Origin of the sequence: Paenibacillus sp. P3E, assembly GCF_001909045.1 — a bacterium.
GTDB lineage: Bacteria > Bacillota > Bacilli > Paenibacillales > Paenibacillaceae > Paenibacillus_AQ > Paenibacillus_AQ helianthi.
The window spans coordinates 1-22153 of the sequence record NZ_LVWH01000233.1; the positions used below are offsets into that span (position 1 = coordinate 1).

Genomic DNA, 22153 nt, shown 5'->3' on the forward strand with positions numbered 1-22153 from the left:
CTGAACAAATACCGTATGAAGGCGAGCATGAGCCGCAAGGGGAATTGCTATGACAATGCCTGTATCGAATCCTTTCATAGCATCCTAAAGAAAGAGTTTGTCTATTGCACCAAATTCAAAACAAAACAGCAAGCGCAGGATGAGATGTTCCAGTATATTGAGTTTTTTTATAACCGCAAGCGAATCCACAGTGCACTGGGTTATCTTTCCCCTGTCCAATTTGCAGCGAAGTTCAAAAAGAAAAAGACCGCATAAATCTATTTTTTTATGTCCACTTTCTTGACGGAAGTCCAAAAGTATACTTAAAACAGCCGAAAATCAAAAGTTCGAGTAAAATGATGCTATTTAAGTTTACTTTTTCCACATAAACGTCCTGAAACTAAATAAATGTACAAATTAGATTTCCTTTTTCCACCTAATTCTGAGATTGAATGTTGGTCAAAGGACAAATGCGATTCACTGTTGATCATTGATTGAACGTGACCGGCAGCTGGGCAATTGGAGAGACAAGTAACCGGATAAAGGGGCCCATCTGACTACAGTACATAGCTTGTAGGTTACTCGAAACATAACCTCTGCAACCCGCAAACCCACAAACTCGTGCCATCCGTTGGCCATGTCCGCCGTTAATCAAACTACTTAATAAAACTAATGAAAGTACTCCAGAACCCCGTGTACCAGCTCGTAACGGACAATTCTTTGCAGCCCGGCGTCCGGGGAAGGGAGTAGCCAGCCTTTTTCGGTCAGACTGCGAAGTATTCGAATCGCCGTTTTGTAGGTAATATCGAAATGCTCCTCCACATCCAAGGGGCGGATGGGACGTGCCAGTTGAACGGCCAGCCGGATGATCTCCTGCTCCATCAGCTGAACGCGCGATACAGGCGCTTCAGACGGTTGGTATTTACTTAGAACCATACGCAGCAAGGTCATGCAGAGTTCTGGGCGTTGTTCCACATCATCATAGGCAAAAGAAATCACATGGTAGCCCATGGCGTATAGAAATGTTTCACGGTTGAGCTCGCTGCAGTATTTCTGCCTGTCCATATCACGCACATGTGACGCAAAGCCTTTGATTTCGATGAGCAGCTTCACATACCCGGGCAGCCAGGCGAAATCGGCAAAATAGGATCTTCCTCGCCAGTCGGTCACCTCATATTCGGGATGAAGCCCTGTAAAGTTACCCCGAAGCGGCCACCAGACATTGCGCAGGAATAAGGCTTCCGCGTGCTGATGACCCCTCTCCAGCCTTCCCCGCCGTTCTCCCGCAGGTCTGTCCGTCAAATGTCCTTTGATAAATTGCAGATGTGCTTCTTCAAATATCAATAGATTCACTCTCCCTGGAAAAATAGAAAACGCCCCGGCTTCCCCTTGGAGGGCAACCGGGACGTTCTTCGTCTCGCTTCAATAAGTATAGGTTAAGCACAAAGTATAGGTCAAACACGAAGTACAGATTAAGCAGGAATTATAGGTCAAACAAGCGGATAGGGCTAGAACAAACACCGCAAACACCGGCTACTTTACCCCAATCCTCATCCGGTAGCTGATCAGCACAGGCAGTGTCCGGCCTTGGAAATATGGCTCCACCTTTGCTGTGAAATCCGCAATATCCTGTGCTAGGGCGGCAGGAGCAAGCTTCAGCACGGTTTGGATACCGCCTTGACTGAGCGTAAGTCCGACATAACGCTTTGCATCGCAGTCCTCCATGTTATGAAACACCATTTCCCGCACATAAGAAAATGCACCGCTGGCTTTTATTCTGGCTAAATGGCCTGCTTTGTCCCACTTATGCGCCTGTTCGGCTGCGGGTTGTAGCTCGGCCAGCAGATCATCTGCTGCTGCGATCAGCTGATTGTAGCGAACTTCAATATCCGGCTGCAGGGCAAGCGGCCAATCACAATCATAAGCGGCGAATACGCCGCCCGGACACAGACAGCGGGAGATCTCCTGTAGCGTGCTGGCCGGGTCCATCCAGTGGAACGACTGCGAGCAGGTGATAATGTCTACGCTGCAGGGCGGAAAAGGAAGCTGATTGGAGAACCCCTGGACAAACGACAGGGTTTCTGCCCCGCTGCCGAGGAGATGCAGCTTCTCCAGCGCTTTGCCAAGCATATCGGGGTTAGGCTCCACTCCGGTTACGGCATCCGCGGCATCCTTCCATAGAAAGGTGGACAGCCCGGTTCCACAGCCCACATCGGCCACCCGTGAAGGCCTGCGGCCCAGGTAATTGGTCAGCAGTCCGGTCACGATGGGCGGAGCTTCGGGCCGGTAGCGGTCGTAGTCGTCCTGATACCCCAGGAACCGTTCAATATTAGGCTTGCTGTTGCCGTCAGGGATCATATAATCAAAAACCTCCTCGCAAGTGCTGGTCAATACTTCTATTGTAAGGAGTCTAAGACGCCATGCCAAATGGCAGGGAGAGAAATGAAGCTGATTTCCCAGCGTTAATGCCGGACAAATGTTAGAGTACAGTGAACGTGAGCGTGTACGTGTACGTGTAAGTGTGGGGTACGGGTGCTAGATTGTCAGCATAAAAATCGTTTGTAGCCGGCAAATACCCAAGCCTCGGCTTGCAGTATAGGATTAGTAGTCATACAGCCGGCAGAGGGTAAAGGGAATCTTGAGCCGTCAGGTTATAAAATAAGCCGGCTCCGTAGCGTTGACACGCGGTCCGGGAGCCGGCAGGGATGTTGTCTGTACGTTACCGCAGCAGTGAGGGGTCAACCGCCGGAACTAAACCTTCGGCGGCAGCGCGGCGTAGCAGCGCTGAAACTGCGGCGTAGCCGTCGTCTCCGAGGTTCATTGTGAACTCATTGACATAAAGATCAATGTGCGACTTGGCGACCTCCGGCGAGAGCTCCTGGGCATGGTCCAGCACATATTCTCTGGAATCGGTGGGGTGATCCCACGCATACTGCAGTGAGCTGCGGATCCAGCCGGTAATGGCCTCATGGTCCAGGTCGCGGCGGGCGATAATTGCACCAAGCGGTATGGGCAGCCCGGTATCGCTCTCCCACCAGCTGCCCAGATCGGTCAGCAGGTTCAGGCCATAGGACGGATAAGTGAAGCGGGCTTCATGAATCACGAGCCCTGCATCGATCTGCCCGTCACGTACCGCAGGCATGATCTCGTCGAAGGGCAGGACGACGATCTCGGCAGGGCCGCCCGGCACCTGCTGTGCCGCCCATAGCCGGAACAGCAGATAGGCGGTCGAGCGCTCACTGGGAACGGCGATACGGCGTCCCGACAGCTCACGCGGATGCTTGATAGCGCCAGCGCCTTTGCGGGTCAGAACCAGCGGGCCGCAGCCCCGGCCAAGAGCGCCGCCGCAGGGCAGCAGCTTGTACTTCTCCAGCACCCAGGGGAGCGCAGCGTAGGAGATTTTGAGCACCTCCGGTCCGGTGCCATCCGCAGCCAATCCGTTGGTGATATCGATATCGGCAAACGTTACATTCAGCTTGGGCGCATCCGGAACTAAGTCATGAGCCCAGGCATGAAATACGAAAGTATCATTAGGACAAGGGGAAAAAGCTATATTCAGCTCTGTTGACATTACAGCACCTCCAGTAGTATAGCGGCTGCTGCCGCGAGCGCATCGAGCGCTTCAGGGATTTTCCACGCGGCCCGGTCACGCGGGCCGACCGGGTTCGAGATCGCGCGCAGCTCCAGCGCCGCGATCCCGAAGCGCTGGGCGGCCACGGCAACCCCGTGGCCTTCCATCGCTTCCGCCGCCGCCTCCGGATGGCGCGCGGCCAGAGCGGCGGCCGTCCCGGCGGTGCCGGTCGCCGTCGACACGGTAAGCACGATTCCCGTGCTTACCGCAAGTCCGGCCGCTGCCAGCGCGGCCGCAAGAGCCTGCACCGTGCCGCTATCAGCCGGCACGGATACGCTGCCGAAGCCAAGCTCGGCAGCGCTGCGGAAGCCCTCCGGCGTCTCTGCGCCGAGGGCCGCGTCAAGCATCTCGCTGGCGACGACCAGCGAGCCTACGGGCGCACGGCCCGGGAAGCCGCCGCCGATCCCGGCGCTGATGACGCAGCCGTAGTTCCCGGCTGCCAGAGCGGCGGCGGTTCCAGCCGCCGCTGCGGCGGTGCCGGCGCCCGCCGCGATGACATGGAACCTGCTGCTGCCCTTCAGGCCGCGCAGGACGGCATCCCGCTCTGCCGCGACTGCCGTCACGATCAGGATGCGGGGAGCGTTAGGGAGAAGCCCTGCTTCACCGTGCGGGCCTGGAGCTTGTCTATCGAATGCTTCCATCATCCAGCCTCCTTCTATAAGAAGTCACTTTACTATAAGCATAAGTTCAGCGGATCAATAGCAGCTGATCTCCGAGGCAATAACCAAGGCTTCAGCCGGCTTTTCCAAGGAAAAGGATACGCCGTTTTTAGAGGCAGGTCAAACCGCGGTGATTTATTTTTTGCAGAAGGTGTTGACAAGTGATCTGGATTGGATTATATTTATCTTAACTTAAAGATAATTAATTTAAAGATAAACGAAAAAGCGATGGGAGGTGAACAAGGATGAGTGATTCCAAGGAGACATTAAGCATAGCGGCCGATAGAGAGGCTGCAGATCAGGCAGCATCGCTGAAACTGTTCGTTGTCCTGTCTAAGGCGTATAAGAGCCTGATGGATCAGGCGGTGAAGGATATGAAGAGCCACGGGCTCGCTTCGGCGGAGTTTATGGTGCTGGAGGTGCTGTATCACAGAACCCGGATTCCATTGCAGCAGATCGGCGAGAAGATCCTTGTCACCAGCGGCAGTATTACTTATAACATCGATAAACTGGAGAAGAGGGGATTGTTGAAGCGTGTTCCCTGCAGCGACGACCGGCGCGTAACTTACGCAGAGATTACAGATGCGGGACGCGAATTGTTCGATGATATTTTCCCCCGTCATGTCCATTCCATTCATAGTATGATGGGTGGTCTGAATGGAGAAGAGAAGGATCAGGCCATCGGGCTGCTGAAGAAGCTTGGCAAAGGCGTATAGACAAAAGGCATCTGACAGCAGGTAGAGTAGCAGATACGCCTTGCCAAGGAATAGCGGAGAACAGCCTCATTGTATAAGAAAGCAGAGTTTGTCAGGAACAACAGCAAGACCAAAAATTTTTACCTAATATCTTAACGTTAAGATAATTAAAACAAAGAGAATGGAGCGTGTTTAAAATGGTTAGTGTAGGTTTATTGTTGATGAGATTGGTTATCGGGATTGCGTTTATCGGGCATGGTTCACAGAAGCTGTTCGGCTGGTTCGGCGGCTATGGTCCAAAAGGGACCGGTGGCTGGATGGAGTCAATTGGGATTAAGCCTGGGGTACTGATGGCGGTGTTGGCCGGACTGATGGAGCTTGTCGGAGGTTTGCTGTTCGCAGCCGGGCTGCTGACACCGCTGGCTGCCGTACTGATTGCCGCAGCTATGCTGGGCGCCATTGTTAAGGTACATGCTCCGAATGGCTTTTGGTCCACAGCGAATGGTATCGAGTTCCCTCTGACGCTACTGGTGGTTGCGGTGGGTGTTGCACTGGCCGGACCGGGATCGATCTCGCTGGACGCCCTGTTCTTTAACTGATTTTCGCTGAAACATCATTCTTGCCCATAACATTTCAGGAGGTAATTATAATGACTATGCAAACTCAAGGTATTCACCATATTACTGCTTTTGTTGGAGACGTACAGCGCAATGCTGATTTCTATGCCGGAATTCTCGGACTGCGCCTTGTGAAAAAAACCATCAATTTCGATGCTCCCGAGGTATATCACCTCTATTTCGGAAATGAACAGGGTGCGCCTGGCACAATCATTACGTTCTTCCCCTGGTCTGAGGGCCGCAAAGGCCGCATCGGCGGCGGTCAGGTGGGTGTAACCACTTATGCAGTGCCGGTAGGCTCCATGGAATTCTGGAAGCAGCGCCTGGCTGCTTATCAGATCCCGGTGACCGAAGTCAGCCGGATTGGCGAGTCTTACCTCTCGTTTGCTGATTTCGATGGATTGCGGATTGAACTTGTTGAACGTGAAGAAGGGGCGCCAAGCACATGGTCCTTTGGCGGTGTGACACCTGAGCATGCCATCAAAGGGTTCGGCGGAGCTGTTCTCTACAGTACAGATCCGGAAAAAACAGCAGATACCCTGTCCCGTACACTCGGCCTCGAGCGCATCGCTGAAGGTGACGGATACATCCGCTACCAATCGACCGGAGATCTGGGTAACATCATTGATTTGAAGGCAACGCCGGTTCCGCACGGAGCAGGAGGCACGGGTACGGTCCATCACATCGCATGGCGGGCCAAAGATGATGCCGAGCATCTGGAATGGGGCCGTCACGTGCAGATCCATGGCTATCAGCCGACGCCGGTGCAGGACCGCCAGTACTTCAACGCTATTTACTTCCGTGAGGAAGGCGGAATTCTTTTCGAGATCGCAACCGATCCTCCAGGCTTTGCCCGTGATGAAGCACCGGATGCGCTGGGACAGAAGCTGATGCTTCCCGCCTGGTTCGAGCCGCACCGTGCGGTGATCGAAGAGAATCTGACGCCTTTTGAAGTCCGCGAAATCGGGGTGAACCAGGGATGATTCATATCTTCCGCAAAGGCACCGATGATCGCTTGCCGACTTTAGTCTTGTTCCATGGTACAGGCGGCAATGAACAGGATCTGCTGCCGCTGGCTGAACTGCTGGCCCCTGGTGCTTCGGTGCTGGGTATCCGGGGGAATGTGCTGGAGAATGGCATGCCGCGTTATTTCCGGCGGCTGGCTGAAGGCATCTTCGATGAGGAGGACTTGATCTTCCGCACCCATGAGGTTAAGCAGTTTTTGGATGAGGCAGCGGCTAAGTACGGCTTTGATTCCGGCAATCTGGTGGCTGTAGGTTACTCCAACGGTGCAAATATCGCCGGCAGCCTGCTGTTCCACTACGGAAGTATCTTCCGTTCCGCTGTGCTGCTGCATCCGATGGTGCCGCTGCGCGGGGTGAACCTGCCATCCTTGAAGGATGTTGCGGTGTTCATCGGAGCAGGCACAAATGATCCGATCATCCGCGCGGAGGAAACCGGGGAACTCGAATCTCTGCTGCGGGGGGCAGGTGCAGAGGTAACCATGCATTGGGGCAATCAGGGTCACCGCCTCAGCTCAGCCGAAGCTGAAAGTGCCCGTGATTGGCTGAAACAGCAAAGTAATTTCCGCCAAGTCTGACTGTATAACCGCCTGCAGAGCCGCTGCCAAGTGACTGTATCAGCCACTTGAAAGCCCCTGCGGGCGGTTTTTTGCATTGAATAATCCAACCAGGATCGGTAGTATGAAGGTTACATTGCTACGGAAAGGTTGACGTTATTTCTTATGATTACAAAAATCGATAGTAGGGTGCTGGAAGCGGAAGGGCCGTCACGGAAGCAGCGGCTGCAGATCGCTGTCATTCTGGGGGCTATCTCCGCGATTGGCCCGTTGTCCATTGACATGTATTTGCCCGCGCTTCCGGCGCTGGGGGCACATTTTGGCGCTGGAGCTGCGCTGGTGCAGCTCAGCCTGACCTTTTTTTTGCTGGGACTGGCCTCGGGTCAGCTGGTAGCCGGACCTTTGAGCGACGTATATGGCCGCCGCACCCCACTGCTCATTGGCATGGTGGTGTATGCAGCCTCCTCCTTGCTGTGTGCGTTCAGCCCTTCCATCGGGCTGCTGGTGATGCTGCGGTTTATCCAGGGGTTAGCCGGGTCGGTAGGAGTCGTGATCTCGCGCGCGGCGGTGCGTGACCTGTATAGCGGCTCGGAGTTAACCAAATTCTTTTCCCTGCTGATGATTGTCAATGGACTGGGTCCGATCCTGGCCCCGGTCATCGGCGGCCAGCTGCTCAGAGTGACAACGTGGCAAGGGGTGTTCGTGGTGCTATTTGCCGCCGGCCTGATCTTTTTTGCCACAATTCTGCTGCGGCTTCCAGAGACCTTGCCCAAAGAACGGCGTTCCAGGAGCGGGCTTCGCGGTACGCTGCGTACGTTCGCTGTCCTGCTTGGCAATGGAAGATTTATGGGATATGCCCTCTCTCAGGGATTTGTCTCTGCCGCCATGTTTGCGTATATTTCCGGTTCATCCTTTGTTTTGCAGAATATTTTTGGGGTATCTCCGCAAATGTACAGCCTGATTTTTGCCGTAAATGGACTGGGCATTATCCTTTCGGGTCAGGTCGCCGGCAGACTGGCCGGACGATTCGGCGAACAGAGATTTCTGGTGGGCGGCCTGCTGCTCTGCACGCTGGGCGGTGTACTGCTGCTGCTGACCGTTCTGTCCGGAGGCGGGCTCGTGCCCATCCTGATCTGCTTGTTCGCCGTGGTTTCCAGTGTGGGCATGGTCGGAACAACCAGCTTCTCCCTGGCCATGCAGGATCAGGGCGAGGCAGCAGGCAGCGCATCGGCACTTCTAGGACTGCTGCCCCTGCTGCTTGGCAGCTGTGTAGCTCCCCTTGTCGGACTTGGCGGCAGTGAGACTGCCTTGCCCATGGCAATGGTCATCGCAGGGGCCGGCCTGTGCTCTATTCTGTCCTATCTCTTGCTCTGCAAGCCGGGAGGTGCCCGGTGAGCCGCAAGGATTTTGGAACTCTGCTGCTGCTGGCTTTTACCTGGGGCGCTTCCTTTTTGTTCATGAGAATCGCTTCGCCTGAGCTGGGACCGGTATTTACGACAGAGCTCCGTGTCACGCTGGCTGCTGCCGTCCTGCTGCTGTATGCGGCATTGAAGCGTCAGAAATTGGGCATCTGGCGGCACGCCAAGCAGTTCCTGTTGCTTGGGGCGGTCAATGCCGCCCTTCCCTTTACGCTGATCTGCCTGGCGGAGCTGCATCTGAGCGCCTCTCTGGCAGCCATCCTTAATGCCACAACCCCAATGTTCACAGCGCTTGCCGCCTGGGGAATCCAGCAGGAGAAGCCGGGACTCACCAAGTCGGCAGGCCTTGTGATCGGGCTGCTTGGAGTGGGTGTTCTGGTAGGCTGGAGTCCTGTTCCAATGGAGGGCAAGATTCTGTTATCCGTCTTCTTTTCTCTGGGGGCCGCCCTCTCCTATGGGTTCGGCGGGTTATATGCCTCCCGGGTAGGCCACGGCCTCGAGCCCCTGACGCTAGCCGCCGGACAGCAGCTTGGAGCAGCAGTGGTGCTGTTGCCGCTGGCTATTGTTTTTGCACCCCGTCATCTGCCGTCGGCACCGGCTGTCTATTCGGTTCTCGGGTTGTCCATCTTCTGTACCTCCATAGCCTATCTGTTGTATTTCCGCCTGATCCGCAATGTCGGCGCCGTGAAGACTGTCAGCGTAACTTTTCTGGTTCCTGTATTCGGTCTGGTCTGGGGTGTGATTTTTCTGCATGAGCAGGTTTATGCCAATACCATCGCCGGGCTCGTGATTATTCTGATGAGTGTTACCCTTGTGAACCGGCGAAAAAAAGGTGCTGGACCCGGCAACCCGGGTGAAGTATCGGCCCATCAGGGGAAAATATAGTCTTCGGCTTACATGCAAGGGTGCATTGTATCTCCCGGTCGGCCAGATGCCTTTCAGCAAACTTTCAGCGCATTTTAACGTTCCTCCTGGCTAAACCGCCTATACTTGGAGAAGTGAAGGGAGGGACAAGCATGAATATTTCATCTGTATCATCGGCATCTTCCACCGCTTACACTTCCTCCAGCGCATCGGATACCGCTGCATTGGAGAAGCAAAAGGCCAAGCTGGAAGCCGATTTAGAAAAGGTTAATTCCAGCAAAGACGATGAGAAGACCAAGGAGACGAAGACCAAGCAGCTGGAGCAGCAGATCAAACAGATCGAAGCACAAATTGCCCAGAAGTCTCAGAGCGGGAGTTCCTCTTCGGCAAGCGGTAATACGGCTCCGCCGGAGAAACCGGCAGGCGGCAAAACGCTTGTGCCTGCAAGCGCGCAGGATATTGCGACAGCCACTACAGACAGCGAAGGAAGATTTGACATCCGGGTGTAGTTCTGTCAAAGCGAGTAAGCAGTATCTGAAAAGAGGACTCCTTTGCCGTGAGAGGGTCCTCTTTTTGGTGTGCCATGGATTTTTTTAACGCTGTAGTGCAGGGTAATGGGACTTGCGGGTAGTCTAACCTTTGAAACACTCCAAAATGAGCCTTTCATCCATAGAATTGGTATAATGGAGAAATGAAAAAGGGCAAGAGGCTTATTAAGTCCATCATCCGGCAGTAAAGGCAGGAGAAGACATGCACTCCAAGATCCAGACACTCGAACGTTTCAAAATCGTAAGACTGATTGTAGCGGTCTACCGGCTCAGGGCGGTAAGAGCGCTTATACCGATTGCAATCATAGCTCTTGTATATCTGGAGGGACAGCATGAGCTGAAGCAGGTGCATCTGGGACTGATCCTCCGTGAACTAAAACGTGTGCCCGCGGAGGCCATTGCCCAGATGATGGGGGTCGCACTGCTCGCTGTTGCGGTCATGAGCGGCTATGATTATTTGATCCGGCGCCATTTCCGGCTGAATATCGGGGGCTGGAGCACTTTCCGTTACTCGTGGATTGCGAATACCTTCAACAATCTGATCGGGTTTGCGGGTCTGGCGGGGGTCGGCCTACGGACGCTTCTCTACAAAAAAAGCGGTATACCTGCCGCCGTTCTTACGCCCGCCATCGTGTTTCTCTCACCGCTGATGATCACGGGGTTGTCGCTGCTCTCCTGGGGCAATATCATTGGCTTGCTTCCGGCGGCCGCGCTGCTGCACAAGCATCACTGGCTGGTGTTCGCGGTCTGGGGCATGGCGCTGTATTTGCCGTTTTTCATTATTGTTCAGCGTTCGTCGCTGTTCGCCAGATGGGTTAACCGGGACCAGGGCCGAACGCCCTGGCTGACCGTGGGTGCTTCCGTCGGCGCTTCCTTTCTGGAGTGGCTGTTCGCGGGAATCACGTTCTGGACGATCGGGAACCACCTGCTCGGCGGGGTAGATTTCGTGACCGTTTTTAGTATTTATGTAATTGCCGCGATTGCCGGCATTCTCAGCATGGCTCCCGGAGGTATCGGCGCTTTCGATCTGATTGCCTTGCTCGGGCTTACGCAGCTGGGATACCGGAGTGATCAGGCGATGGCCGTATTGGTTATTTACAGACTGTTTTATTATCTGATTCCCTGGCTGATTGGCCTGGGACTGGCCGCACTGGAAATTGGGCTTCAGAGTAAAAAGGACCCCGACCGTAGTACAGCGAACATTGAGCCTTCGCTTAACCGCTGGCAGAAAATCTGGGGCTGGCCGGGCCAATATACGTTCCTGAGCGATCTTGGCGTTTGGGCACTTGGCAAGCTGGTACTTGTCAGCGGACTTATTCTGCTGCTGTCAGCAGCCACGCCCGAGCTCCTGTACCGGCTGAGGCTTACGGAGGATCTGCTCTCGCTGCCGGTGATGCGGATATCGCATCATCTCTCCGTGCTGATCGGATTCATGCTCATTCTGCTGTCGCGCGGAATTTCGCTGCGGGTCCGCAGAGCCTATGTTTGGACCAGCGTGCTGCTGTTCGTGGGAGCTGTATTTACTTTTACGAAGGGCTTTGATTATGAAGAGGCCCTGTTCCTGCTGCTCGTAGCGCTCATCCTGTGGATCTCACGGGCGCGCTTCTACCGGGTCAGTGTGCCGGTAAGCCGGCAGAATACCGTGTGGTGGCTGGCGCTGACGACTTTCATAGCACTGCTCTACTACTGGCTGGGCAGCTATGCGCATCGGGGCTTCCTGAAGCATCTTCCCCGGGGTGTCGATCCCGAGTGGCTGCAGCGTCACAGCAACGTGGCGGTTACCGCTGCAGGCGGGCTGGTGTTCTCCTGGATTCTGCTTACGATGCTGTTTACCCTTCGGCCTAACCACAAGGTGGATGAGCTGTTCGCGGATAAGGATATGGACAGATTGAGCAAATTTCTAGAGGGCAATCCCGGGAATGCCTTAACCCACATGCTGTTCCTGGGTGATAAGAGCTTTTACTGGGCCCAAAGCGGCAAGGTGCTGTTTGCTTTTTCCCGGGCGCGGGACAAGCTGGTCGTACTGGGTGATCCTCTGGGCCCGCTGGACTTGATCAATGACGGCATTAGTGAATTTCGGCAGGCTGCGGATTTATACGGGCTTGCTGTGGTGTTCTATCAGGCCACTCCGGCTTTTCTGCCGGTCTATCATGAGCAGGGCTACCGTTTTTTCAAGCTGGGGGAAGAGGCGATGGTGCCGCTGGCCAATCTCACTCTCAGTGGCAAAAGGAATTCCGACCTGCGGAGTGTAAGAAGCCGCTTTGAGCGGGAGGGATATATTTTCGAGGTGGTGGCTTCGCCTCATTCCGAGGCGTTGCTGGACGAGCTGCGCCGGATCTCTGAGGAATGGCTGAACGGCCGAAAGGAAAAAGGCTACTCTCTCGGCTGGTTCAAGCCGTCGTACCTCCAGCTGGCACCTATTGCGCTGCTGAGGAGCAAGGAGGGCGCTGTGCTGGCTTTTGCCTCCATTGCACCGGGATATGATGGGGGGAATACGGTTTCAATCGATCTCATGCGTCACCTGAAGAAAACGCCAAATGGCACAATGGACTATTTGTTCCTCCGTCTGCTGGAGTGGGCCAAAGAACAGGGCAGCAGCAGATTCAATCTGGGCAATGCCCCGCTGTCCAGCGTAGGGCACAATTCAGGAGCGCTGCGGGAAGAAAAGCTGGCTCATCTGATTTATATACGGGGTGGCCACTGGTACGGTTTTTCCGGGCTCCGCCGCTATAAGGAGAAGTTCAATCCGGAGTGGGAACCCAGATATCTGGCCTATCCGGCCGCGGTTACGCTGTCCATTCTGACACTTGATCTGGTAAGGCTTGTCTCCCGTTACCCGGAAGAGGGGAAGGACCGGAAATAAACTTCATGTGCTATATGTCCTGGACGATTAGGTGGAAATCGGCAATACTGATTTTACCGGATTCATGAGCGCGAACAAGCAAACATAGATATACATCATTGGAGATGGCTACTGCGCGATGCAGGCGCCATCTTTTTATTTAGAAACAAGTGATTCAGGTCCGCTTGATATGAAAAGGAGGATACAATTATGGGAACCGCCATCATGGAGATTATGGAGAAACGCAAATCGGTCCGCACTTATGAACAGACACCGATCCGGGAAGAGGCCCGCGCAGCGGTAATGGAATATTTGGCACAGGAGGAGAATCTGCGCGGACCTTTGGGCGGAAAGGCTTCTGTGGAATGGATCACAGTCAAAGGAGGCGTGGCGGAGGCAACAGGCGTTAAGCTTGGCGCTTATGGGGTCATCAAGAACCCGCAGGCGTATCTGGTGGGTGTGGTGCAGAACGGAGAGACGGCGCTGCTGGAGTTCGGCTATATCTTTCACAAGCTGATTCTTCATGCGACCGGCCTGGGCCTTGGAACCTGCTGGATGGGCGGTACCTTTAACCGTAAGTCCTTTTCCCGCGAAATTGATCTTGCGCCGGGAGAACTTATCCCGTGCATCTCCCCGCTGGGCTATGCAAGCGAGAAGCAGCGTCTGCTGGACTCGGCGATGCGATATATCGCCAAATCGAATCAAAGGAAGCCCTGGGAAGAGCTGTTCCAGGATGGCGGATTCGGCCGCGAGCTGACCCGCGAGGCTGCAGGCAGCCTGGCCGGACCGCTGGAGATGGTCCGGCTGGGCCCGTCGGCTTCCAACAAGCAGCCTTGGAGAGTCGTGCTGTCCGAAGACAGGAAACAGGTGCATTTCTATTACCTGCCTACGCCAAATTACAGCGGCAACAAGCTGGGGTTTGAGATGCAGCGGATCGATATCGGGATTGCGGCATGCAGCTTCGAGCTCGCGTGCCGGGAGCTGGGCATCTCAGGCGTCTGGACCCGGCAAGACCCTCTGTTACATACTCCGGACCCGCACATGGAATACATGCTGAGTTATATTCTTAGCTGAACCGCGAGACCGTCCACAACAAGGCGGCTGCCAGCAGGATACAGAGCATGACGAGCGTATCACGGTTCTGCCAGGACAGAAGGTAGGCAGGCGTCCGCTCTTTAGTAGGGTCATAGCCCCGGGATTCAACTGCGGTAGCCAGTTCATCGCCCATCCCGATGACCAGAATGAGCAAGGGGACAATCAGCAGGGCAACCTGCCGCGGCGTATAGCGGGCCATTCCGCGGGCTTTTCTGCCGCGCGAGTTCAGCGCCAGCTGCAGCTGGGCCAGCTTATCGAGAATCCAGGGCACAAACTGGAGTGTGACGGACACCGCCAGGGACCAGTTACGGGTACGGATGCCCAGCTTTTTGAGCGGGGTTATCCCCCATTCCAGCGCTTCCCGCAAGTGGGCGCCGGTGGTAGTCTCCGTGAACAGGAAACCGAGTGCAACCAGCAACAGAAAGCGGAGCACGTTCAGTCCGCCCCGTTCCATACCGGCAAGGCTTAAGCCAACAGGCCCCAGCTTATAATCCGGAGAACTCCAGGTGAGCGCGGATAGCAGCCAGAGGAACAGGAACATCAGCAGGAACGGACGGAAGAAGCGGATCGTCCTCTGCCAGGGAATGCGGGCAGAGAGCATGAGTCCTGCAATCAGCCCTGAGGCCAGCAGCAGCGGCAGCAGGGCTTGCATTCCCAGAACGGCCAGTGTGCCCAGCACCATCCCCAGCCATTTGACGCGGGGGTCCAGCCTCTGCCACGGCTTCCGTGCAGAGGCTGTTTGTATATCCGTGGCAGCGGAAGACCGGCCGGCCGTATTCCCTTTGGCGGGCAGCAAGTTCTCCCCGCCGCTCCAGCTTAGGCGGGGGATCTGCACCGAAGCCGGAGGGGCCTCCTCCGGCGGTGCGGGAAGCGGCTGCTCTGCAAGCGCTGCGAGCAGGCTGTCCAGGCTGTCCGGCAGCTCAGCCAGCAGGCCGCGCTGCCGGAGTCTGTGCCCGAGCCGCGAATAGGCGGGGGGCTCCAGCCCTGCGCCGGTCAGCACAAGCGGATCGGCGGACAGGGTAGAGGCCGGCCCGCTATAATGGACGGCGCCCTGGGACAATACAATCGCTTCATCTGCGATGGGCAGGAAGCTGTCAAGGTCATGGGTACCAATGACCAGGGTTAAGCCGCTGCGGCGAAGCCCGCGCAGCAGCTCCAGCAGGGACCCGGCCGCCTGCGGGTCCAGTCCGGCTGTGGGCTCGTCAAGGACGAGCAGCCCGGGGAGGGAAGCGATAGCGGCGGCGATGCAGAGCCGCCGCTTCTCGCCGCCGCTCAGCAGGAAGGGCGAGCGCCCGCCGAATTCATCGTAGGGCAGTCCGACTCTGGCAAGCGCGCTGCGGATCAGCTCCAGCCGCTGCGGCCCCGGCACTCCGCGCTCAGCTAGGCCGTATTCCAGCTCCTGGTACACGCTGCCTGCGAACAGCTGCGTCTCCGGCTGCTGGAATACCATGGAGACGTTCCCGGCAGCAGCCTGGCCGCCGTCCAGGAGAATCGTGCCGGCCGCCGGCTCTGCAAGGCCCGACAAGAGGCGCAGCAGCGTAGACTTTCCGCTGCCCGTGACCCCGCACAGAACAGTCAGCGTACCTTCGCGTATGTCCAGATTAATATCTGTGAGGACAGGGAGTCTGTCGTAGCTGAAGAATACGTGGTTCGCCTGAATCCTCACAGAACCGCCTCCAAATCCTGCTCGGTCAAGGGCAGGCTGTGCAGAGGCCAGCCCTTGGCCTGCAGCAGCTGTCCGATACGGACGGCCGGCGCGGAGGGCCAGCCGAGAGCATCCGGCAGCCCGCTTGAATAGAAAAGCGTCCGCGTGTCTCCGTCATACAGTATTTTGCCTTGGCTCATGACGGCGACACGCGGGCTTTCGGCAAGCTCCTCCATCCGCTGGGTCACCCAGAGTACCGTCGTCCCCTGTTCCCACAGCTTGCGGGCCAGCTCCAGGATGTCCCGCCGTCCGGCCGGATCGAGCATGGAGGTTACTTCATCAAAAATGATCATTTCCGTCTCCAGTGCGAGGCAGCAGGCGACTGCTAATCGTTGCCGTTCACCACCTGAGAGGGTGGCGACATCGGCCTCTGCTTTATGAGTCAGCCCGACCTGGTGCAGAACCTTCTCAATCTGTGCGAGCATCGCCTCCCTGCTTAAGCCGCGGTTTTCCAGTCCAAAGGCAATGTCCTCAAACGGTGTGGAGCCGATCGTCTGTGCTTCGGGATTCTGAAATACCAGCTGGATATGCTGTTTGACAGCCGTGCGGTTGCCCGGTGAACGCAGATCCAGACCGGCGGCAGACAGACTGCCCCCGGTTGGAATCTTCAGACCGTTAAATGTGCGGATGAGCGAGCTTTTGCCGCAGCCGTTGGCTCCGGTTAGGGCCACCCATTCACCCCGCTTGATATGTATGGAAATCCCCTGCAATACCGGCAGCCTGCGCTGGCCGTCCCGGTAAGACAAGGTCAATTGCTCCGCTCTAATCATTGTCGTGCCTGCTTCCTTAACTGCTGTAGTCGATAATTGCTACCCATTATAGCAAATATTTTAAGATTGATGTATCGGGTGGGGGATGATATAGTGATCCTAAAAAAATGGGGGTAATCCAGCTCATGAAAAAATGGACGACTCGCGGCCTGATCTTCAGTGCCCTATTCGCCGGAGTCATGATCGCACTTAGCTATTTAAGAATATCACTGCCTTTCTCAGCCGTACCTATCACCATGCAGACGCTGGCAGTCATGCTGGCCGGTTCTATTTTGGGCGCACGCTATGGCACCTTGGCCGTGCTGATTGTAATTGGGCTGGCAGCAGCCGGATTTCCCGTATTGGGCGGAAGCGGAGGCTTGTCCGTCCTCGTTGGACCAACGGCAGGCTATATCTTCTCCTGGCCGGTGGTGGCCTTCCTGATCGGCCTGTCTGCGCAGCGTATCGGGCAGAATAAATACACATTTGTGAAGCTGCTGGCGGTGAATTTCCTGTTCGGCGCACTTCTTGTGTATCCCGGCGGTGTATGGTGGCTGGCCCACTCTACGGGCATGACTTCTCTCTCCAAGGCATTAACGGCAGGCATGTGGCCGTTCATCCCCGGTGACCTTATCAAGGCAGTCTTGAGTGCTGCCGTTGTAACCGCCGTATGGAGAGTCTATCCGATTGAGCGTATCCTGAATACGGAACCGGACACTTGGACCGAAGGTGGGAATTCAGCGGTCAACCGTTAATGGATGGTTCCTGACAACATAAGAGATCACACAAATAGGTGACCCCGGCCATGGCCGGGGTCACCTATTTGCTTGAAGCCCCAGTTACTCCTGCCGCTGAGCGGCAGTGTTGAAATGGGCTGGACTTGCTGGACTTGCTGGATTTGCTGGACTTGCCGGACTTGCTGGACTTGCTGGACTTGCCGGACTTGCTGGACTTGCCGGACTTGCTGGACTTGCCGGACTTGCTGGACTTGCCAGACTTGCTGGACTGTTAGACTAGCTGAACTTGCCTGGTGCAATCTTATAAGTCGGTTCAAAAAAATAATTTTGTGTACCAGCATGTGATAGCCTGAATGGAATTAGCGTGTTAGACAGAAACGCTCGCGTTATTCACATGGCGGACTGGTCAACGAACGGTGTGCATAGGTGAAAATGTATGCTAAGTGGAATTCGTAAAACTAAATTTGTCGAAATTCTATCCGCAGTAGTGACTAGTGGGATTTTGTCCATCTAATTTCGATGGATTCCCTACATATGGAGCAATTTAGTAGTATTAGGTGTACTTTTTACCAGTAAAGCTCGTGTGGGAATGAGACAGCGCAAATTAGGTTTACTTTTTCCACTTCAGCCCGCTCGCATTAGGGTGCATCACACTTCAGTTTACATAGCGGATAGGGCATATTTCCATCCAAGCTGCACAGCACCGCTGAGGTGGGAGTGTTCCTATGATTCTCCAAGCGGAAATTAACTGTTTTGCATCATTTACCTTTTTCTCCGGTGACAGGTTGGCCGTTCGTATTCCCGTTGTCAGTAGTACCTTCGTCCGTAGTACCGCTGTCCGTAGTACCGCTGTCCGTAGTACCGCTGTCCGTAGCACCGCTGTCCGTAGTACCGCTGTCCGTGGTACCCTTCGTATCGGCATTCTGAGCCTCTGCGGAGGGCTTCTTTTCTTCCGCATCCGGCAGCGCCCACACGGAGACACTTCCGCCGTTCACCCGGAATGTCGCCCAGCCGTCTTCATCGATCGTTACAGACTCCCCGCGGTTATGGGTGAAATCAACCCATACTTCCCCAGCCCGCTCTTCACCGAGGAACATGCGCTTCTCGCCGTTGTCTCCGTTCGAGATGACCACGGCGCAGCCCGAGCCTTCCATCTCTTCGATGCCCCGGCGCACCCAGCCGATGGTGTTCGGGTGATCGAAGTAATCATCCTGCTCACCGTAGGCTTTATGGCAGCGGGCGTATAGCAGGGGATCAATGGCTTCTTTTTTGCCATCTACCGGCGCAGGTCCGCCGATACCGTAATAATCTCCGTAGAAGACTACGGGGTATCCGTCACGGCGCAGCAGAATGAGGGCATAGGCGCTCTGCTTGAACCAGTCCCCGACCCAGGATTCCAGTGCTTCATGCGGCTGGGAATCGTGGTTGTCCACGAAGGTCACGGCATTGCCGGGATGGGTCTGCACCAGCGTGTCGTCAAAAATATGTGTCAGATCAAAGTCTCTGCCCCCAAGTGCAGCCGCATACAGCTTGTAATGCAGTGACACATCGAACAGGTCAATCTGATAGTCAACCGTATTGAGAAATTCCCGGCAGGCTTCGAGATTCGAGTTCCAGAATTCCCCGACGATGTAGAAGTCCTCGCCGCGTTTCCTGGTCATTTCTGCTGCGAATTCTTTAATGAATTCATGATTGATATGTTTGATGGCATCCAGGCGGTAGCCGCTGCACTGCAGCGTATCCACCAGCCATTTGCCCCACTCCAGCATCTCGTTCTTGACTTCCTCGTGGCTGTAGTCAATGTTTGCGAACATAAGATAATCGTAGTTGCCAAACTCGTCATCCACGTTCTGATTCCAGCTTTTGTTCTCTCCCTTGATCCGGAAGACTCCGCTTCGTTTCCCTTTGGCATCGAAGTCGGTGCCGTTGAAATGGTTGTGATCCCATTTGAAGGAGGAGTACTCGTCATCGCGCCCAGGGAACGTGAACTTGGTCCAACCCTCGATTTCAAAAGGCTCGGAGATCTCCTTATTGCGGTCATTCCGATCTACCTCAATCACTTCGAAGACCTCGGTTTCATCTGCGCCTGCTTTATGATTCATGACGAGGTCTACATACACGGCAATGCCGTTCTTGAGACACTCGGCAATAGCGTCGATCAGTTCCTGTTTGGTACCATATTTCGTGCGGACGGTCCCTTTTTGATCGAACTCGCCCAGATCATAGAGATCGTACACCCCATAGCCCGTATCCTCAGCGGAGACGGCCTTGGTTACTGGAGGTACCCATACGGAATCAATGCCTATTGCTTTCAGCTCAGGAGCCATTTGGGCCAGCCGCTTCCAGTGCTCTCCGTCCGCTGCGACATGCCATTCGAAAAATTGCATCATAGTATGGTTTCTCTTCATTTCCTGTAGCCTCCTTCATAGATATGAAACGGATGGATAGGTTGTATTGTATCGCTTAGTGCTTCAGCAAGGAGTGGAAGAGATTATGTAGACCTCCAGGCATCACCCGGGCAATTCAGAATAAATCCAGCTGGCGCGGAGCCAGGCCGCCATCGATTCCGAGCAGCGACTGCAGCTCTTTTGCATTGTCAGTGGCGTCTCCGCCAGAGTTATTATTAAACACAACATACAGCTCGCGGCATGTTTTTTCAAGCTCCAGCAGCCGGTCCCGCCACTCTGTCAGCTCTTCGGTGCTATAGCGGTACAGGTAGCGCAGCTTGCGCCAATCCGGGTGGCTGCTCTGGTTCCAGCCGCTGATATTGCGTCCGTGCAGCCGGACATAAGTTGCATCAGAGGAAGTGGACACCGGCACGATTGGAATCGAACCGGACCCGGCCTGCGGCTCATCTGCCACTGTATGAATCCAGCCCTCCTTCTCCAGGAAGCCCAGTGTGTTGTCACGCATTTCAGGGCTGTACCAGGATTCGTTGCGGAATTCAATTGCGGAGGGAACATCCAGCATCCTTTCCTTGGCCTCGCGCAGAAACTCCACGTTGTCCTTGGTACAGTCGAACCAGGGCGGGAATTGAAAAAGAGCCATAGCCAGCTTTCCGGCTGTCCGTACAGGCTCTATCGAGGCATGAAAAGCGTGATACATCTCTTCAGAGGTATCAAAGTAATTCTTTTTACCGCGCAAGTGTCCGGTCATGCCCTGATATGCCTTGACGATGAACTGGAATTCATCCGGGGTCTGAGCTACCCATTTGGCGTAATTCCTGACCGGCTGCACCGCATAGAAAGAACTGTCGATCTCCACGATGGGGAAATGAGCGCTATAGACAGGCAGCCGTTCAGCCGGTTTAATTTTGCCGTACAGCTCCTCGTGATCTCCAAAGCCCGTTAGCCCGATTTTGATCATGGAATCTCCCCCTCTTCTGCTCGAACTGTGCTTAAATGAATCGGCTAACTCTTATTAAACTGAAAACCGCTATTCACAAACAACAGGCAGTTGATTAATATTTGGAATTCAGGCAACATGGAAATATAGCTGCGGTTCAAGCGGCGGAGCCAGTTATAGGGTTATGGGAGCTGTTATCACCCAATCGTGCAGCAGATATACGATACAGAGTAATCTCTATTCCTTGCCATAAAGGTGGACACAGAAAGGAAGCTATACATGAAGCATGAATTTCAGCAACTCAGTCCGCACATTTTGATCATGCATGCGGAGCATGAGACCGACCGGCCCATCTTGGCAGCAATTACGGGGGAACGGCGCACCCTGCTGATGGATGCAGGGAATTCGCCAGCCCACGCGGAGCTCTTCCACCAAGAAATGGCTAAGCGCGGTATGAGACAGCCGGAGCTAATCGTTCTGACGCATTGGCATTGGGACCATTCTTTTGGCATGTCCGCCTGGAAGGTGCCGGTCATTGCCCATGAAGGAACGGCAGAAGTGTTGGGTAGTCTTGCCGGGCGCAGCTGGTCCGATGATGATCTGGAGGAACTGGTTCTAACCGGAACCCTCAGTGAAGAGAGTGCACAGCATATTCGTCTGGAATACGGGGACAACAGGAACATAACGGTTGTGAAGCCGGATATCGTATTTACGGAGAGCATTAATATGGATCTGGGTGGAGTCACCTGTGAATTGAGCCATGTGGGCGGTGACCATTCGGCAGATTCCTGTATTCTTCACGTGAAGGAAGACAACGTCCTCTTTCTGGGTGATGCCCTGGGCCCTTCCGTATACGGTGGTCCCCGCCAATATAGCAGCACAGGCTTTCTGAATTTACTTGGACTTGCCTACGGCTATAATGCCCAGTGGGTTGTGGAATCGCACGGCGTACCGATGAGCACAGCGGAATTTCGTGCCGATCTGGCACCGTGGGAACGGCTGGCCCGGATTGTGGATGTTTTCGGGCATAACCGTGAACGCGTAGTGAAGGAGCTAAAGGATTATCTGAAGCTCCAGGAGCTGCCGGCTGATTTGTTGCAGGGTGTGGAGTATTTTCTGGCCGGGAGTAAATGAGTAAATAAAGCCCATCATAAATAATGCGCGTTAACGGCGGATGCCTAACGCAGAACAGCCCCGTTTCTTTGCAAGCGATAAGCCTGCTTAGAAATGGGGTCTTATTGTTGTTATAGGAAATGTAACGTCTCATGGACGGATTTGTACATTTGTACTTACTAGGAAAGATAAAGGGGTAGCGTGTGAGGAACTGCTGGATGTTGGAATTAGTCCACTTAATCAGACGAAAAAGCCTTCTGCGGAGAGAATAGTAGGAAAAATGCAAGTAGAATAAAAAGTGGACACCCGTTAAGAGAGCATGAATAATGAACTTAACGAGGAGGTGTTCACATGGGTGAACAACGGCAACGGTACAATGAAAAGTTTAAAAGAGAAGCCGTCAAGTATATTCAGGAACAGACGAAGACGGTGGTGGAGATTGGGGAGGAGCTGGGCATCTCCCCTGGTGTGCTGCATAACTGGCTGGCGAAGTATCGGGAGTTCGGCAATGAACCTGTAAACAGTGCGGAAAAGGTTCGCGAACTGGAGCAGCGGCTGGCGGAACAAGAAAAAGAAT

Annotated in this window: 22 protein-coding genes; 14 read left to right on the top strand and 8 right to left on the bottom strand. The window is 54.8% G+C overall.

Translation table 11 applies throughout. The annotated features are described in order from the left end of the window. On the top strand, positions 1 to 255 hold a 255-nt coding region (locus A3842_RS30420; protein ID WP_178382440.1), incomplete at its 5' end, for an IS3 family transposase. A 393-nt stretch (positions 256 to 648) separates the two neighbouring features. On the opposite strand, the gene A3842_RS30425 is transcribed toward A3842_RS30420, so the two are convergent. The 4 genes from A3842_RS30425 to A3842_RS30440 all read right to left on the bottom strand — a co-directional run bounded on the left by A3842_RS30425 (position 649) and on the right by A3842_RS30440 (position 4251). Further along, a complete protein-coding gene (locus A3842_RS30425) occupies positions 649 to 1323 on the bottom strand; it encodes a hypothetical protein (RefSeq protein WP_074087428.1) in 675 nt (224 codons plus the stop codon). 189 nt (positions 1324 to 1512) lie between these two features. Further along, positions 1513 to 2337 (bottom strand): class I SAM-dependent methyltransferase, encoded by an 825-nt coding sequence (locus A3842_RS30430; protein WP_074103815.1) that lies wholly within the window; start codon positions 2335 to 2337, stop codon positions 1513 to 1515. 361 nt (positions 2338 to 2698) lie between these two features. Continuing rightward, positions 2699 to 3538 carry a 1,4-dihydroxy-6-naphtoate synthase gene (locus A3842_RS30435; protein WP_074103826.1) on the bottom strand — a complete coding sequence of 280 codons (840 nt, stop codon included), beginning with the start codon at positions 3536 to 3538 and terminating at the stop codon, positions 2699 to 2701. 11 nt (positions 3539 to 3549) lie between these two features. Beyond that, entirely contained in the window at positions 3550 to 4251 is a 702-nt protein-coding gene (locus tag A3842_RS30440) for a futalosine hydrolase (protein ID WP_218618709.1), read from the bottom strand. 263 nt (positions 4252 to 4514) lie between these two features. Between A3842_RS30440 and A3842_RS30445 the strand changes: the two genes are divergently transcribed. From A3842_RS30445 to A3842_RS30485, 9 genes are all read left to right on the top strand, one after another. After that, positions 4515 to 4985 (top strand): MarR family winged helix-turn-helix transcriptional regulator, encoded by a 471-nt coding sequence (locus A3842_RS30445; protein WP_074103816.1) that lies wholly within the window; start codon positions 4515 to 4517, stop codon positions 4983 to 4985. Between the two features lie 176 nt (positions 4986 to 5161). Further along, positions 5162 to 5563, top strand: coding sequence for a DoxX family protein (locus tag A3842_RS30450; protein WP_074087425.1), 402 nt, complete (start codon positions 5162 to 5164; stop codon positions 5561 to 5563). Between the two features lie 50 nt (positions 5564 to 5613). Beyond that, positions 5614 to 6564 carry a ring-cleaving dioxygenase gene (locus tag A3842_RS30455; protein ID WP_074103817.1) on the top strand — a complete coding sequence of 317 codons (951 nt, stop codon included), beginning with the start codon at positions 5614 to 5616 and terminating at the stop codon, positions 6562 to 6564. After that, the gene (locus A3842_RS30460; RefSeq protein WP_074103818.1) at positions 6561 to 7181 is read left to right on the top strand and encodes an alpha/beta hydrolase; all 621 of its coding nucleotides are present in this window, start codon (positions 6561 to 6563) and stop codon (positions 7179 to 7181) included. Before A3842_RS30455 ends, A3842_RS30460 begins: the two co-directional genes overlap by 4 nt. Before the next feature lie 144 nt (positions 7182 to 7325). Beyond that, positions 7326 to 8555: a multidrug effflux MFS transporter gene (locus A3842_RS30465; RefSeq protein ID WP_074103819.1), complete on the top strand. Its 1230-nt coding sequence runs from the start codon at positions 7326 to 7328 to the stop codon at positions 8553 to 8555. Then, the gene (locus A3842_RS30470; RefSeq protein ID WP_074103820.1) at positions 8552 to 9463 is read left to right on the top strand and encodes a DMT family transporter; all 912 of its coding nucleotides are present in this window, start codon (positions 8552 to 8554) and stop codon (positions 9461 to 9463) included. The genes A3842_RS30465 and A3842_RS30470 overlap by 4 nt, the downstream gene beginning before the upstream one ends. A 131-nt stretch (positions 9464 to 9594) precedes the next feature. Further along, positions 9595 to 9951: a FlxA-like family protein gene (locus tag A3842_RS30475; RefSeq protein ID WP_074087420.1), complete on the top strand. Its 357-nt coding sequence runs from the start codon at positions 9595 to 9597 to the stop codon at positions 9949 to 9951. 241 nt (positions 9952 to 10192) lie between these two features. Next, positions 10193 to 12853 carry a bifunctional lysylphosphatidylglycerol flippase/synthetase MprF gene (mprF, locus tag A3842_RS30480; protein WP_074103821.1) on the top strand — a complete coding sequence of 887 codons (2661 nt, stop codon included), beginning with the start codon at positions 10193 to 10195 and terminating at the stop codon, positions 12851 to 12853. Positions 12854 to 13042: 189 nt separating this feature from the next. Beyond that, positions 13043 to 13906, top strand: coding sequence for a nitroreductase family protein (locus A3842_RS30485; protein WP_074087418.1), 864 nt, complete (start codon positions 13043 to 13045; stop codon positions 13904 to 13906). Here A3842_RS30485 and A3842_RS30490 read toward each other — a convergent pair. Beyond that, on the bottom strand, positions 13899 to 15593 hold the full coding sequence (locus tag A3842_RS30490) for an ATP-binding cassette domain-containing protein (RefSeq protein ID WP_074103822.1): 1695 nt from the start codon (positions 15591 to 15593) through the stop codon (positions 13899 to 13901). The genes A3842_RS30485 and A3842_RS30490 overlap by 8 nt on opposite strands. Then, positions 15590 to 16402, bottom strand: a complete 813-nt coding sequence (locus A3842_RS30495) for an ATP-binding cassette domain-containing protein (RefSeq protein ID WP_074103823.1) — start codon at positions 16400 to 16402, stop codon at positions 15590 to 15592. Before A3842_RS30495 ends, A3842_RS30490 begins: the two co-directional genes overlap by 4 nt. 125 nt (positions 16403 to 16527) lie before the next feature. Between A3842_RS30495 and A3842_RS30500 the strand changes: the two genes are divergently transcribed. Both A3842_RS30500 and A3842_RS32800 read left to right on the top strand, forming a co-directional pair. Continuing rightward, the gene (locus tag A3842_RS30500; RefSeq protein WP_074087415.1) at positions 16528 to 17136 is read left to right on the top strand and encodes a biotin transporter BioY; all 609 of its coding nucleotides are present in this window, start codon (positions 16528 to 16530) and stop codon (positions 17134 to 17136) included. 106 nt (positions 17137 to 17242) lie between these two features. Then, positions 17243 to 17398 (top strand): hypothetical protein, encoded by a 156-nt coding sequence (locus A3842_RS32800; protein ID WP_074103824.1) that lies wholly within the window; start codon positions 17243 to 17245, stop codon positions 17396 to 17398. A gap of 478 nt (positions 17399 to 17876) precedes the next feature. On the opposite strand, the gene A3842_RS30510 is transcribed toward A3842_RS32800, so the two are convergent. Both A3842_RS30510 and A3842_RS30515 read right to left on the bottom strand, forming a co-directional pair. Beyond that, positions 17877 to 19526: an alpha-amylase gene (locus A3842_RS30510; RefSeq protein WP_178382441.1), complete on the bottom strand. Its 1650-nt coding sequence runs from the start codon at positions 19524 to 19526 to the stop codon at positions 17877 to 17879. Positions 19527 to 19641: 115 nt separating this feature from the next. After that, a complete protein-coding gene (locus A3842_RS30515; protein WP_074103825.1) occupies positions 19642 to 20484 on the bottom strand; it encodes a DUF72 domain-containing protein in 843 nt (280 codons plus the stop codon). Between the two features lie 258 nt (positions 20485 to 20742). On the opposite strand from A3842_RS30515, the gene A3842_RS30520 reads away from it, so the two are divergent. Both A3842_RS30520 and A3842_RS30525 read left to right on the top strand, forming a co-directional pair. Then, entirely contained in the window at positions 20743 to 21597 is an 855-nt protein-coding gene (locus A3842_RS30520) for an MBL fold metallo-hydrolase (RefSeq protein ID WP_083609805.1), read from the top strand. 330 nt (positions 21598 to 21927) lie between these two features. Further along, the coding region (locus A3842_RS30525; protein ID WP_074102122.1) for a transposase at positions 21928 to 22153 on the top strand (226 nt) is incomplete at its 3' end.

Excerpts from the sequence above, each read along its gene's own strand:
- A3842_RS30440 (WP_218618709.1), bottom strand. The coding sequence starts at position 4,251 with ATGGAAGCATTCGATAGACAAGCTCCAGGCCCGCACGGTGAAGCAGGG.
- A3842_RS30430 (WP_074103815.1), bottom strand. The coding sequence starts at position 2,337 with ATGATCCCTGACGGCAACAGCAAGCCTAATATTGAACGGTTCCTGGGG.
- A3842_RS30515 (WP_074103825.1), bottom strand. The coding sequence starts at position 20,484 with ATGATCAAAATCGGGCTAACGGGCTTTGGAGATCACGAGGAGCTGTAC.
- A3842_RS30465 (WP_074103819.1), top strand. The coding sequence starts at position 7,326 with ATGATTACAAAAATCGATAGTAGGGTGCTGGAAGCGGAAGGGCCGTCA.
- A3842_RS30500 (WP_074087415.1), top strand. The coding sequence starts at position 16,528 with ATGAAAAAATGGACGACTCGCGGCCTGATCTTCAGTGCCCTATTCGCC.
- mprF (WP_074103821.1), top strand. The coding sequence starts at position 10,193 with ATGCACTCCAAGATCCAGACACTCGAACGTTTCAAAATCGTAAGACTG.
- A3842_RS30475 (WP_074087420.1), top strand. The coding sequence starts at position 9,595 with ATGAATATTTCATCTGTATCATCGGCATCTTCCACCGCTTACACTTCC.
- A3842_RS30455 (WP_074103817.1), top strand. The coding sequence starts at position 5,614 with ATGACTATGCAAACTCAAGGTATTCACCATATTACTGCTTTTGTTGGA.
- A3842_RS30495 (WP_074103823.1), bottom strand. The coding sequence starts at position 16,402 with ATGATTAGAGCGGAGCAATTGACCTTGTCTTACCGGGACGGCCAGCGC.
- A3842_RS30460 (WP_074103818.1), top strand. The coding sequence starts at position 6,561 with ATGATTCATATCTTCCGCAAAGGCACCGATGATCGCTTGCCGACTTTA.
- A3842_RS30510 (WP_178382441.1), bottom strand. The coding sequence starts at position 19,526 with ATGAAGAGAAACCATACTATGATGCAATTTTTCGAATGGCATGTCGCA.
- A3842_RS30485 (WP_074087418.1), top strand. The coding sequence starts at position 13,043 with ATGGGAACCGCCATCATGGAGATTATGGAGAAACGCAAATCGGTCCGC.
- A3842_RS30450 (WP_074087425.1), top strand. The coding sequence starts at position 5,162 with ATGGTTAGTGTAGGTTTATTGTTGATGAGATTGGTTATCGGGATTGCG.
- A3842_RS30520 (WP_083609805.1), top strand. The coding sequence starts at position 20,743 with ATGAAGCATGAATTTCAGCAACTCAGTCCGCACATTTTGATCATGCAT.
- A3842_RS30445 (WP_074103816.1), top strand. The coding sequence starts at position 4,515 with ATGAGTGATTCCAAGGAGACATTAAGCATAGCGGCCGATAGAGAGGCT.